12 protein-coding genes are annotated in these 12,766 nt (G+C 67.1%); 8 read left to right on the top strand and 4 right to left on the bottom strand.

The window, feature by feature from the left end; genetic code table 11:
* Positions 1–13 precede the first annotated feature (13 nt).
* Together ACQEVG_RS19300 and ACQEVG_RS19295 are read left to right on the top strand one after the other, a co-directional pair.
* The gene (locus ACQEVG_RS19300; protein ID WP_432985616.1) at positions 14–2,719 is read left to right on the top strand and encodes a transglycosylase domain-containing protein; all 2,706 of its coding nucleotides are present in this window, start codon (positions 14–16) and stop codon (positions 2,717–2,719) included.
* 121 nt (positions 2,720–2,840) lie between these two features.
* The gene (locus ACQEVG_RS19295; protein WP_432985614.1) at positions 2,841–4,364 is read left to right on the top strand and encodes a glycosyltransferase family 87 protein; all 1,524 of its coding nucleotides are present in this window, start codon (positions 2,841–2,843) and stop codon (positions 4,362–4,364) included.
* Between the two features lie 18 nt (positions 4,365–4,382).
* Here ACQEVG_RS19295 and ACQEVG_RS19290 read toward each other — a convergent pair whose 3' ends face one another.
* The 3 genes from ACQEVG_RS19290 to ACQEVG_RS19280 form a co-directional block, all read right to left on the bottom strand.
* The gene (locus tag ACQEVG_RS19290) at positions 4,383–5,414 is read right to left on the bottom strand and encodes an alanine racemase (RefSeq protein WP_432985612.1); all 1,032 of its coding nucleotides are present in this window, start codon (positions 5,412–5,414) and stop codon (positions 4,383–4,385) included.
* A 96-nt stretch (positions 5,415–5,510) separates the two neighbouring features.
* Positions 5,511–6,629, bottom strand: a complete 1,119-nt coding sequence (locus tag ACQEVG_RS19285; protein ID WP_432985610.1) for a lipid II:glycine glycyltransferase FemX — start codon at positions 6,627–6,629, stop codon at positions 5,511–5,513.
* A 108-nt stretch (positions 6,630–6,737) separates the two neighbouring features.
* The gene (locus ACQEVG_RS19280; RefSeq protein ID WP_432985608.1) at positions 6,738–7,055 is read right to left on the bottom strand and encodes a hypothetical protein; all 318 of its coding nucleotides are present in this window, start codon (positions 7,053–7,055) and stop codon (positions 6,738–6,740) included.
* Positions 7,056–7,315: 260 nt separating this feature from the next.
* On the opposite strand from ACQEVG_RS19280, the gene rpsF reads away from it, so the two are divergent.
* The 4 genes from rpsF (at position 7,316) to rplI (ending at position 9,024) form a co-directional block, all read left to right on the top strand.
* On the top strand, positions 7,316–7,606 hold the full coding sequence (gene rpsF, locus ACQEVG_RS19275) for a 30S ribosomal protein S6 (RefSeq protein ID WP_004950685.1): 291 nt from the start codon (positions 7,316–7,318) through the stop codon (positions 7,604–7,606).
* 73 nt (positions 7,607–7,679) lie between these two features.
* Complete coding sequence (locus ACQEVG_RS19270; protein ID WP_432985605.1) at positions 7,680–8,267, top strand: single-stranded DNA-binding protein; 588 nt, start codon at positions 7,680–7,682, stop codon at positions 8,265–8,267.
* A gap of 55 nt (positions 8,268–8,322) precedes the next feature.
* On the top strand, positions 8,323–8,559 hold the full coding sequence (rpsR, locus tag ACQEVG_RS19265; protein WP_003956534.1) for a 30S ribosomal protein S18: 237 nt from the start codon (positions 8,323–8,325) through the stop codon (positions 8,557–8,559).
* Positions 8,560–8,577: 18 nt separating this feature from the next.
* A complete protein-coding gene (gene rplI / locus ACQEVG_RS19260; RefSeq protein WP_432985602.1) occupies positions 8,578–9,024 on the top strand; it encodes a 50S ribosomal protein L9 in 447 nt (148 codons plus the stop codon).
* Positions 9,025–9,128: 104 nt separating this feature from the next.
* On the opposite strand, the gene ACQEVG_RS19255 is transcribed toward rplI, so the two are convergent.
* Positions 9,129–10,466 (bottom strand): MATE family efflux transporter, encoded by a 1,338-nt coding sequence (locus ACQEVG_RS19255; protein ID WP_432985600.1) that lies wholly within the window; start codon positions 10,464–10,466, stop codon positions 9,129–9,131.
* A 442-nt stretch (positions 10,467–10,908) separates the two neighbouring features.
* Here ACQEVG_RS19255 and dnaB point away from each other — a divergent pair, with 442 nt between their 5' ends.
* On the top strand, positions 10,909–12,375 hold the full coding sequence (gene dnaB / locus ACQEVG_RS19250) for a replicative DNA helicase (RefSeq protein WP_432992740.1): 1,467 nt from the start codon (positions 10,909–10,911) through the stop codon (positions 12,373–12,375).
* 4 nt (positions 12,376–12,379) lie between these two features.
* On the top strand, positions 12,380–12,715 hold the full coding sequence (locus tag ACQEVG_RS19245; protein ID WP_432985598.1) for a hypothetical protein: 336 nt from the start codon (positions 12,380–12,382) through the stop codon (positions 12,713–12,715).
* Positions 12,716–12,766: the final 51 nt, after the last annotated feature.

Raw genomic sequence — 12,766 nt, 5'->3', positions numbered from 1 at the left:
GAGTAGTCGTTCGATGAGCGAGCACCGTCGCAAACCGCCGCAGTCCCAGGGCGGCGGCCGTGCCGCGGCCAGACGCGCCGCCCAGCAGCCTTCTGGCCGCCGCGCAGGCCCGTCCCGGGGCGATACCTCAGGATCTCCTTCCGCTTCGTACGGCGAGGAGCGTCCCTACGCCGGCCGGGCCGAGGCTCGCCGCGCCGCACAGCGGAGCGGCGGTGGTCGCCGACGCGTTGACGAAGGCGCGGGATCCGGCCACGGAGGCCGGGGCGGCGGTCGGCGCGGAGGCGGCGGCGGAGGGCACGAGGGCCGCGGTCGCGGCGGGCGGCCGCCCAAGCCGCGGTTCATCGACTATCCGCGCCACAACAAGTACGGATGGCGGCGCTGGGTCCCGTCGTGGAAACTGGTCACCGGCCTCTGTCTGGGGTTCATCGGCAGCCTGATGGCGGCCGCGACCATTGCGTACGCGATGGTGGGGATTCCGAATCCGGACAAGACGGCCGAGGCGCAGAACAACGTCTACTACTGGGCGGACGGCTCGCAGATGGCCGCCACCGGTGGCGAGATCAACCGGCAGATCGTCGGCATCGATCAGATCCCCGACGCCATGCAGAACGCGGTGATCTCGGCCGAGAACAAGACGTTCAGGACCGACTCGGGCATCGACCCGATGGGCATCGGCCGAGCTCTGGTCAACATGGCCAAGGGCGGACAGACCCAGGGTGGCTCCACCATCACCCAGCAGTATGTGAAGAACGCGCGGCTCGGCGACCAGTCCCAGACCCTGAGCCGTAAGTTCAAAGAGCTGTTCATCTCCATAAAGGTCGGCACGAAGATGGACAAGCCCGACATTATGGCGGGCTATCTGAACACCTCGTACTACGGACGCGGAGCGTACGGAATCCAGGCCGCGGCGCGCACGTACTACGGCAAGAACGCCAAGGACCTGGAGCCCGACGAGTGCGCGTTCCTCGCCTCGCTCCTGAAGGGCGCCACCTACTTCGACCCGGCCGGCGCCAGGGACATCGACCCCGCGGCGACCCCGGAAGCCAACCTTGCTCGCGCCACGGAACGCTGGAACTGGATCCTCGACGAGATGGTCAAGGACGGGCATCTCAGCGCCGCGCAGCGGGCCAAGTACACCAACAAGTTCCCGATGCCCCACGACATCAAGAAGAACGCCCAGCTGAGCGGTCAGGTCGGCTATCTGGTTGACCTCGCCAAGTCCTACTTCCTCAACAACAACAAAGAGGGCGTCGACGCCGCCAAGCTCGCGCGGGGTGGCTACGAGATCCATACGACCTTCCAGAAGGACAGGGTCAAGAAGCTCGAGGCCGCGGTCAAAAAGGTCCGGGACGCCAATATCAAACCCAAGAAGCGCCCGGAAACGGACACGTACGTCCAGTTCGGTGGCGCCTCGGTCGACCCGAAGAGCGGGGCGATCGTCGCCGTCTACGGCGGTGAGGACGCGACCAAGCACTTCACCAACAACGCCGATCAGACAGGCGCCCAGGTCGGGTCGACCTTCAAGCCGTTCGTGCTGGCGGCGGCCATGCAAGAGGGCGTGCGCGACCCCAGGGGGGGCGAGGATCAGGGCCCTGACGAGCGCAAGATCGTCGACCCCGACAAGAGCCGGTACAGCGGCAAGAACAAGCTCAAGATCAAGAATTACGACGGCACCGTGTGGAGGAACGAGGACGACGAGGAGTGGCTGCAGACCAACGACGGCAATGAGTCGTACGGGAACATCGACCTGCGCGAAGCCATGGTCCACTCCGCCAACTCGCCCTTCGTGCAGCTGGGCATGGACATCGGAATTCCGACGGTGAGAGGGGCGGCCGTCAAGGCCGGGCTGCTCGAGTCCAGCCTCTCGAAGTCGGATGTGCCGTCGTTCTCGATCGGTATCTCCGACCCCAGTGCCATCCGCATGGCCGGCTCCTACGCGACCTTCGCGGCCAATGGCGAGCAGCGCGACCCGTACTCCGTCAGCCATGTCGAGTCCGGCGGCAAGACGGTCTTCAAACAGGACACCAAGCCCGAACGTGCCTTCACCACCGCGGTCGCGAGCAATGTGACCGACGTGCTGAGGTCCGTGGTCGACGACCCCGAGGGCACCGGCAAGAACGCCCGGATCCCCGGGCGGCAGGTCGCGGGCAAGACCGGTACGACCGACGGCAACAAGTCCGCGTGGTTCGTCGGCTACACACCGCAGCTGTCGACCGCCATCGACATGTACCGGATGGACGACAACGAGAAGAGCGGCAAGAAGCGCGAGTTCCTCGAGATGTACGGAACCGGTGGCCAGAAGAAGATCCACGGTGCGTCGTTCCCGTCGGAGATCTGGCAGACGTACATGTCGGAAGCGCTCAAGAACACGGCGGTGGAGACCTTCCCGGAGCCCGAGTCCATCGACGGGGAGGCCATCTGGGGCGGCGGCGCCTCCAGCCCGCCCCCGTCCCCGTCCACCACGCCGTCCGGCACCCCGTCGGCGACGCCTTCGGACGATCCGTCCACCACGCCGTCCGACAGCCCCGATCCGAGTCAGTCCTGCAATCCGTGGGAGGACTTCACCTGCGGCACCAAGGGCGGCGCCGGCAATGGCGGAGCCAACGGTGGCCCCACCGGCGATCCGACGATCAGTCCGTCGACGACACCACCAGGCACGAACGGTAACGGCGGCAACGGCAATGGCAACGGAGGCTTCATCGGAGGCCCGAGCAGTTAGCGCCGCCGGGCGAACCCGGCAACGCCATGAGGGCCGCCGCACCCGGTACGCACAGCACCTGTGTGATCCGGTGGCGGCGGCCCTCGCCGTATCCCCGACCCCGTACGGCAGGATGTGCAGCATGCCCAGCGCAGAAGAGATCAGCGTGTACCAGGACCGGCCGGAACAGCCGGAGCGGCCGGACATACGGCCCACGCGGCGGGACACCGTCGCCGTGTCCGGCAGTGAGCTGATCGGCGGTCCGGCGGGCCGCTGGGCCTGGCGTGGCAGCAGCGGCCGGCTCACTCCTGTGCGTGTCGTCGCACTCGTGGCAATCGGCATGTTTGCGCTGGGCATGGTGCAGAAGCTGCCGTGTTACAACTGGGCCTGGTTCAGGGGTGCCAGCTCCCAGTACACCCACGCCTGCTACTCGGACATTCCGCATCTCTATGTGGGGCGCGGTTTCTCCGAGGGGCTCATCCCGTACTTCGACCGGCTGCCCGGCGATATGCAGTACCTCGAGTACCCGGTCCTGACAGGTCTGTTCATGCAGGTCGCCTCCTGGCTTGATCTGGCCGGCGGCTCCGTCCAGCACCGGGAGCAGGTCTACTGGTTGGTCAATGCGGGCATGCTGATGATCTGCACCGCGGTCATCGCCGTCTGTGTGGCTCGCACACACCGCCGTCGCCCCTGGGACGCCCTGCTGCTGGCTCTGGCACCTGCCTTCGCGCTCACCGCGACCATCAACTGGGACCTGCTGGCCGTGGCGCTCACCGCCGCCGCGATGCTGATGTGGTCACGCGGCCGGGCGCTGGCCTTCGGCATCCTCATCGGGCTCGCGACCGCCGCCAAGCTCTATCCCGTACTGCTGCTCGGCCCGCTGCTCCTGCTGTGCTGGCGGGCGGGCAAATGGCGGGAGTTCGCCGCTGCGGTGCTCGGTGCGGCAGGCGCGTGGCTGGCGGTGAATCTGCCGGTGATGCTGATGGCGCCGGGGGGGTGGAAGAAGTTCTACACCTTCAGCCAGGAGCGGCAGGTCGACTTCGGCTCGTTCTGGCTGATCATCACGCAGCGCACGGGCGAGCCGCTGGAAGTCGACTCGGTGAACACGTACGCGACACTGCTGATGATCCTGGCGTGCGCAGGAATCGCGGCACTGACGCTCGGCGCGCCCCGGCGGCCCCGTTTCGCGCAGCTGGCCTTCCTGGTCGTCGCCGCGTTCATCATCACCAACAAGGTCTACTCGCCGCAGTACGTACTGTGGCTCATTCCGCTTGCCGCGCTGGCCAGGCCGCGTTGGCGGGACTTCCTGATCTGGCAGGCCTGCGAGGTCATGTACTTCCTGGGGATCTGGATGTACCTCGCGTACACGACCAGCTCCAAGCACCAGGGACTGCCGCCCGAGGGCTACCAGGTGGCGATCGCCCTGCATCTGCTGGGGACGCTGTATCTGTGCGCGGTGGTCGTGCGGGACATCCTGATGCCTGAGCGGGACGGTGTACGCCAGGACGGTTCGGACGACCCGTCGGGCGGTGTGCTCGACGGGGCCGACGACATCTTCGTACTGGGGCGGGGGGCCCATCCACCACGGCATGTGGCGCATGCCGTGGAGAGTCCGCGGGTGGAGTGGGGGAGGCCGTCGCAGGGATCCGGAGAGACGTCAGCCTGACGGCCCGGCGGCCTTCGCTCAGCGGTCGACGAGGCGGTCGAACTGTGTCGTCGTATGGCGCAGATGTGCCACCAGTTCGTCGCCGACCTTCGGCTCCTGCGAGTCGGCCGGCACGAACAGGATCGAGACCTGCATGTGCGGCGGCTCGGCGAACCAGCGCTGCTTGCCCGCCCAGACGAACGGCGACAGATTCCGGTTGACGGTCGCGAGACCCGCGCGGGCGACGCCCTTGGCCCGCGGCATCACGCCGTGCAGGGCCTTCGGAGCCTCCAGGCCGACGCCGTGCGAGGTGCCGCCCGCCACCACGACCAGCCAGCCGTCCGAGGCTGCCCTCTGCTGGCGGTAGCCGAAGCGGTCGCCCTTGGCGACGCGGGTTACGTCGAGGACGGCGCCGCGGTACTCGGTGGCCTCGTGGTCGCCGAGCCACAGCCGCGTACCGATGCGGGCGCGGAAGCGGGTCTGCGGGAACTGCTGCTGGAGGCGGGCCAGTTCCTGGGCGCGCAGATGGCTGACGAACATGGCGTGCAGCGGCAGCCGGGCCGCGCGCAGCCGGTCCATCCAGCCGATGACCTCCTCGACCGCGTCGGAACCGTCCGTACGGTCCAGAGGCAGGTGCAGAGCGAAGCCCTCCAGGCGTACGTCCTCGATGGCCGCGTGCAGCTGGCCGAGCTCCTGCTCGGTGACGCCGTGGCGCTTCATGGAGCTCATGCACTCGATGACGACCCGTGCGCCCACCAGTGCGTGCACACCGTCGACCGAGGAGACGGAGCGGATGACGCGGTCGGGCAGCGGGACCGGCTCCTCGCCTCGTCTGAAGGGCGTGAGGACGAGGAGGTCCCCGCTGAACCAGTCCTTGATCCGGGCCGCTTCGTAGGTGGTGCCGACGGCCAGCATGTCCGAGCCGAAGCGGGAGGCCTCTTCCGAGAGGCGCTCATGACCGAAGCCGTAGCCGTTGCCCTTGCAGACCGGTACGAGACCGGGGAACTGGTCGATCACGGACTTCTGGTGCGCCCGCCAGCGCGCGGTGTCGACGTAGAGGGAGAGCGCCATGGCCGGTCCGGACCCTTCTGGTGTCTGCGGTGTATCAGAGGTATGTGCGAGATTTATGAGATTACGGCCGAGGTTACGGCGTTGTCGGCGGCCGCGTCAGCGGCGCGACATGTACATGTCCAGCGCCTTGTGCAGCAGCTTGTTGAGCGGGAAGTCCCACTCGCCGACGTACTCGACGGCCTCGCCGCCCGTGCCCACCTTGAACTGGATGAGGCCGAAGAGGTGGTCGGTCTCGTCGAGGGAGTCGCTGATGCCCCGCAGGTCGTAGACGGTCGCGCCCATCGCGTAGGCGTCGCGCAGCATCCGCCACTGCATCGCGTTCGAGGGCCGGACCTCGCGGCCGATGTTGTCGGAAGCGCCGTACGAGTACCAGACATGCCCCCCGACGACCAGCATCGTCGCCGCGGACAGGTTCACCCCGTCGTGCCGCGCGAAGTAGAGCCGCATGCGGTTCGGGTCCTCGGCGTTCAGCACGGTCCACATGCGCTGGAAGTACGAGAGCGGGCGAGGCCGGAAGTGGTCGCGCACAGCGGTGATTTCGTACAGCCGCTGCCATTCGGCGAGATCCTCATAGCCGCCCTGGACGACCTCGACCCCGGCCTTCTCGGCCTTCTTGATGTTGCGTCGCCACAACTGGTTGAAGCCCTTGAGGACATCGTCGAGCGAACGGTTCGCCAGCGGCACCTGGTAGACGTACCGAGGCTGTACGTCGCCGAAGCCGGCGCCGCCGTCCTCGCCCTGCTGCCAGCCCATCTTCCGCAGCCTGTCGGCCACTTCGAACGCCCGCGGCTCGATGTGCGTCGCCTCCACATCCCGCAGCCGCTTGACGTCCGGGTCCTGGATGCCGGCCTTGATCGCGGGTGCCTCCCAGCGGCGGATGACCACCGGCGGGCCCATCTTCACGGAGAAGGCGCCCTGCTGCTTCAGGTGGGCGAGCATGGGCTGCAGCCAGTCGTCCAGATTCGGCGCGTACCAGTTGATCACGGGGCCCTCGGGCAGGTACGCGAGATAGCGCTTGATCTTGGGCAGCTGGCGATACAGCACCAGGCCCACGCCCACCAGCTCACCGCTCCTGTCGAACCAGCCCAGGTTCTCCGACCGCCATTCGGTCTTCACATCAGCCCATGCCGGGACCTGGCAGTGACTTGCCGCGGGCAGGGTCTGGAGGTACGCCAGATGCTGCTCTCGGCTGATGGTCCTCAGGGTCAGGCTCATGCGGGGCGCTCCTCGGCAGGTGTGTCCCCATGGGTACAGGGGCTCCGGCTCTCGCGCCGAAGCCTACTGGGCCTTGAGAACGCCCCGCGTTGCCGTGGGAGACCGGGGCTAGTAGCCGATCAGGCCACCGAAGAGCCCGCCGTGTGCCATCCCGAGGAAGAAGCCGAAGGCCGAGGCGCCGAGTCCGACGATCAGGAGGAAGCGTTCACGGGTCGTGACCGAGATGAACTGGCCGTACGCGCCAGTGAGAATCCCGATCAGCCCGGACCACGAGCTGAGCAGATGAAGGTTGTCGAACTGGGCGGACGCAAAGGCCAGCGCGCCCAGCACCAGGGTCACCACCATCAGGGTGTCCTGGAGCCGATGCGGTTTGCCGTCCGTGGCGAAGAGAGAGCCTGTGGGGTTCGGTCGCATTGTTTGTGCCATGAAGCACCTCCTGGCATTCCCGGAAGGCGGCGCACTGTGACGCCGCCCACACCCGATGCGTACAGAGTGCGGTCCGCGACCACCGGATTTCAACCGGAAGCACGTCTGCGGGTAGTCTGTACGGTCTGCACCGGTGTCTGCCCAGGCCAGAAGACGATCGTCCGCGATTGTCAGTGGCGGCGGATACCGTTGCTTACGCATCACGACCCTCCTGCCACGGAACGACCGTGGCCGCTGAGTCCAAAGGAGGTGGGTTCCACATGCGTCACTACGAGGTGATGGTCATCCTCGACCCCGATCTCGAGGAGCGCGCTGTCTCCCCGCTGATCGAGAACTTCCTCTCCGTCGTCCGTGAGGGCAACGGAAAGGTTGAGAAGGTCGACACCTGGGGCCGTCGTCGTCTCGCTTACGAGATCAAGAAGAAGCCCGAGGGCATCTACTCGGTCATCGACCTGCAGGCCGAGCCTGCGGTCGTCAAGGAGCTCGACCGCCAGATGAACCTGAACGAGTCGGTCCTCCGGACCAAGGTCCTCCGTCCCGAGACCCACTGAGCACCTAGCTCAGAGGTCATCGGGTTCGAGTAGCAGCAAGCAGCCAGCAGCAATCCCGCCGAGAGGTTCACCCATGGCAGGCGAGACCGTCATCACGGTCGTCGGCAATCTCGTCGACGACCCCGAGCTGCGCTTCACCCCGTCCGGTGCGGCGGTCGCGAAGTTCCGTGTCGCGTCCACTCCCCGCACCTTCGACCGTCAGACCAATGAGTGGAAGGACGGCGAAAGCCTCTTCCTCACCTGCTCGGTCTGGCGTCAGGCCGCGGAGAACGTCGCCGAGTCGCTCCAGCGCGGCATGCGTGTCGTTGTCCAGGGCCGGTTGAAGCAGCGGTCCTACGAGGACCGCGAGGGCGTCAAGCGCACGGTCTACGAGCTGGACGTCGAGGAAGTCGGCCCCAGCCTCAAGAACGCCACGGCCAAGGTCACCAAGACCACCGGTCGCGGCGGCCAGGGTGGCTACGGCGGCGGCCAGCAGGGCGGCGGCAACTGGGGCGGCGGTCCCAGTGGCGGGCAGCAGCAGGGCGGCGGCGGTGCACCCGCCGACGACCCCTGGGCCACCAGCGCGCCGGCCGGCGGCGGCCAGCAGCAGGGCGGTGGGGGCAGCTGGGGCGGAAGCTCCGGCGGTTCCGGCGGCGGCTACTCGGACGAGCCCCCCTTCTAAGGGATCCCTCCCGGGGAGCTCGTACCCCACTTCTTGATCACACAGGAGATACACCATGGCGAAGCCGCCTGTGCGCAAGCCGAAGAAGAAGGTCTGCGCATTCTGCAAGGACAAGACCGTATACGTGGACTACAAGGACACGAACATGCTGCGGAAGTTCATTTCCGACCGCGGCAAGATCCGTGCCCGCCGCGTTACCGGCAACTGCACGCAGCACCAGCGTGACGTCGCCACGGCCGTGAAGAACAGCCGTGAGATGGCGCTGCTGCCCTACACGTCCACCGCGCGATAAGGGAAGGGTGACCGAATCATGAAGATCATCCTCACCCACGAGGTGTCTGGCCTCGGTGCCGCCGGCGACGTCGTCGACGTCAAGGACGGCTACGCTCGCAACTACCTGGTTCCGCGTGGTTTCGCGATCCGCTGGACCAAGGGTGGCGAGAAGGACGTGGCGCAGATCCGCCGCGCCCGCAAGATCCACGAGATCGCGACCATCGAGCAGGCCAACGAGATCAAGGCGCGGCTCGAGGGCGTCAAGGTGCGTCTGGCTGTTCGCTCCGGCGACGCCGGCCGCCTCTTCGGCTCCGTCACCCCGGCCGACATCGCCTCGGCGATCAAGGCTGCCGGTGGTCCGGAGGTCGACAAGCGTCGCGTTGAGCTCGGTTCGCCGATCAAGACCCTGGGCTCGCACCAGGTGTCCGTGCGTCTGCACCCCGAGGTTGCCGCGAAGCTGGGCGTCGACGTCGTCGCCGCGTAACGCTGCGCACTGCAGAAGATGAGAGGGCCGCACCCCCGAGGGTGCGGCCCTCTTGCTGTTCAGTTCGTCCAGTTCAGTTCGTCCGTTTCACGTGAAACATCGGCTCAGCGCGTGGCGCCGGTGACGATCCAGCGGCCGGAGCGCATTCGCAGCCACAGCGTCAGCATGCGGACCGTCATCATCAGGGTCATGGCCCACCACAGCGCCGTCAGCCCGCCGCCGATCACGGGGACGAGCAGGGCGACCGGTGCGAAGGCTGCCAGCGTCGCCAGCATGGCCCAGGCCAGATAGCGGCCGTCGCCCGCTCCCATCAGCACCCCGTCGAGTACGAAGACCACGCCCGCGATGGGCTGGGAGACGGCGACCACCAGCAGTGCCGGGAGCAGGGTGTCATGCACTGCCGAGTCGCTGGTGAACAGAGGGATGAAGAGCGGCCGGGAGACCACGATCAGGATTCCGAGCACCACACCGGTGGCGATGCCCCACTGCACCAGGCGGCGGCAGGCCTGGCGGGCGCCCTCGGCGTCGTCGGCACCCAGATAGCGGCCGATGATCGCCTGCCCTGCGATGGCGATCGCGTCCAGGGCGAAGGCCATAAGGCTCCAGAGTGAGAGGACGATCTGGTGCGCGGCTATTTGGGTGTCGCCGAGGCGAGCCGCCACGGCGGTGGCGATCATCAGCACGGCGCGCAGCGAGAGCGTACGGACCAGAAGGGGGACGCCGGCCTGGGCGCTGGCCCGTATGCCGACGGCGTCGGGGCGGAGCGACGCGCCGTGTCGTCGTGCTCCCCGTACGACGACGACAAGATAGGCGGCGGCCATGCAGACCTGGGCGATGACCGTGCCCCAGGCGGATCCTGCGATGCCCAGGCCCGCTCCGTAGACGAGTCCAGCGTTGAGGGCCGCGTTGGCGGTAAAGCCGCCGACGGCGACATACAGAGGAGTCCGGGTGTCCTGGAGGCCACGCAGTACACCGGTCGCGGCAAGCACGATCAGCATCGCCGGGATGCCGAGGCTGGAGATCCGGAGATAGGTCGTGGCGTACGGGGCGGCAGTGTCGGAGGCTCCGAAGGCCTGGACGAGCCAGGGCGCCGTGGGGAGGGTCACTGCGACGACGGCGGCGCCGAGGAACAGCGCGAGCCAGATGCCGTCCATCCCCTGGCGGATGGCTGCGGCGAGATCGCCTGCTCCGACACGGCGGGCGACGGCGGCCGTGGTGGCGTAGGCGAGGAAGACGAAGACGCTCACGGCAGTCATCAGGAGGGCCGCCGCGACCCCCAGTCCGGCAAGTTGAGGGGTGCCGAGATGGCCGACGATGGCGCTGTCGACCATCACGAAGAGCGGCTCGGCGACGAGGGCTCCGAAGGCGGGGACGGCGAGCGCCACGATCTCTCGATCGTGGCGTCGCCGGAGGGCCTTCGGAGCCGTTGGAGCCTGTGTCATGGCAGCAATCTAATCTTCCACAGGTAAGAGATGCAATTGCTTTGCAGTCCTTACCTGACCTCTGGGTGCGGGTTCTGCTGTGCGCCATTTGTTGTGATCTTGATCCAGCTGGGAAAGTTTTTCTCCCCCACAGCCGGTGGACGGAAAAGGTCCAGTTCAGAGTGGGTGTAGCGGGGTGGCTATGAGTTTGTCCACAGTGCTGTCCCCCGGTCCGTGCACAGGTTCTGCGGAGTTCTCCACAGCATCTGGTCCGTCGTCCACATGGCCTGTGGATAACCAGATTGGCTGACGGTGCCGACGGGCCTACCGTGGACCGTCGCCCGACGCGCCCGAAGCGGAGTCCGGCCGTTCGTTTTGTCAGTGCTGTGCCGTAGAAAGAGTGGCACGGTGAGGTCCGCGGGGCGGACGGGAGGAGGTGGCGCCGGTGAGCATTTCCGAGCCCTTGGACGACCCGTGGGCAGCCGACAGCGGCCCCGGTGACCGCCTGCCCGTCTCCCGTCAGCGCCGCAACGACAGCCGTGGCGGCCGAGAGGACCAGCACGAGCGCGGCAGGGACAGCGGCGGCTGGGACGGCGGCTCCCCCGGCTTCGAGCGTGTTCCTCCGCAGGACCTGGACGCCGAACAGTCCGTCCTCGGCGGCATGCTTCTCTCCAAGGACGCCATCGCCGACGTCGTCGAGATCATCAAGGGCCATGACTTCTACCGGCCCGCCCACGAGACCGTCTATACGGCGATCCTCGACCTCTACGCCAAGGGTGAGCCCGCCGACCCCATCACCGTCGCGGCCGAGTTGGTCAAGCGCGGCGAGATCACCCGAGTCGGCGGTGCTCCGTACCTCCACACCCTGGTCCAGTCGGTCCCGACCGCGGCCAACGCCTCGTACTACGCCGAGATCGTTCATGAGCGTGCTGTCCTGCGCCGCCTGGTGGAGGCCGGCACCAAGATCACACAGATGGGATACGCGGCCGACGGCGATGTCGACGAGATCGTCAACTCCGCCCAGGCCGAGATCTACGCCGTCACCGAGCAACGCACCAGCGAGGACTATCTGCCGCTCGGCGACATCATGGAGGGCGCGCTCGACGAGATCGAGGCGATCGGTTCGCGCAGCGGCGAGATGACCGGCGTGCCGACCGGGTTCACGGACTTCGACTCGCTGACCAACGGCCTGCACCCTGGCCAGATGATCGTCATCGCGGCCCGTCCCGCCATGGGTAAGTCCACGCTGGCGCTGGACTTCGCCCGGGCCTGCTCGATCAAGAACAATCTGCCGAGCGTGATCTTCTCCCTCGAAATGGGCCGCAACGAGATCGCGATGCGTCTGCTGTCCGCCGAGGCGCGAGTGGCGCTGCACCATATGCGCTCCGGGACCATGACGGACGAGGACTGGACACGGCTGGCCCGCCGGATGCCGGATGTGTCGCAGGCCCCGCTCTATATCGACGACTCCCCGAACCTGTCGATGATGGAGATCCGGGCGAAGTGCCGACGGCTGAAGCAGCGCAATGATCTGAAGCTGGTCGTCATCGACTATCTGCAGCTGATGCAGTCCGGCGGCTCGAAGCGCGCGGAGAGCCGTCAGCAGGAGGTCTCGGACATGTCCCGAAACCTCAAGCTGCTGGCCAAGGAGCTGGAGCTCCCGGTCGTCGCGCTGTCGCAGCTGAACCGAGGTCCCGAGCAGCGTACGGACAAGAAGCCGATGGTCTCCGACCTGCGTGAATCGGGCTCCATCGAGCAGGACGCGGACATGGTCATCCTGCTGCACCGCGAGGATGCGTACGAGAAGGAGTCACCGCGCGCAGGTGAGGCGGACCTGATCGTGGCCAAGCACCGTAACGGTCCCACCGCGACGATCACGGTCGCCTTCCAGGGACACTACTCACGCTTTGTGGACATGGCGCAGACCTGATCCCATGGCGTTGAACAAGAAGGGTTCCCGACGGATCACCGTCGACGGGATCGCATACCGCTGGCGAATCCGCAGAAAGCCCACCTATACGCAGCAACTGTGCTGGACGCCCCTGACGTACGCAGTCGAACTCGCCGACACGCTCTGCCCAGCCACGACGTTGGTTGTCACCACCGGTCAGCCGCATCCCGGCAATTGGTTGGGCGTTGAGGCAGAGCCTCTCCGGCCGGCTCATGTTGCCGCGAGCATCCGAGAGGCGCGGACGCAGGGCTGGAAACCCGCCGAGGCAGGCTCTCCCTTCCTGCTCGACCAGTCAGCAGGCTTCACACCGAAACCGTGAGCTGCAGGCACGCTGCTCTCGTCGGCGGACGGATCACTTTCCGCGTACCGC

The organism is Streptomyces sp. CA-135486 (assembly GCF_050936555.1).
Lineage (GTDB): Bacteria > Actinomycetota > Actinomycetes > Streptomycetales > Streptomycetaceae > Streptomyces.
This window is presented reverse-complemented; position numbering and strand designations above follow the sequence as displayed.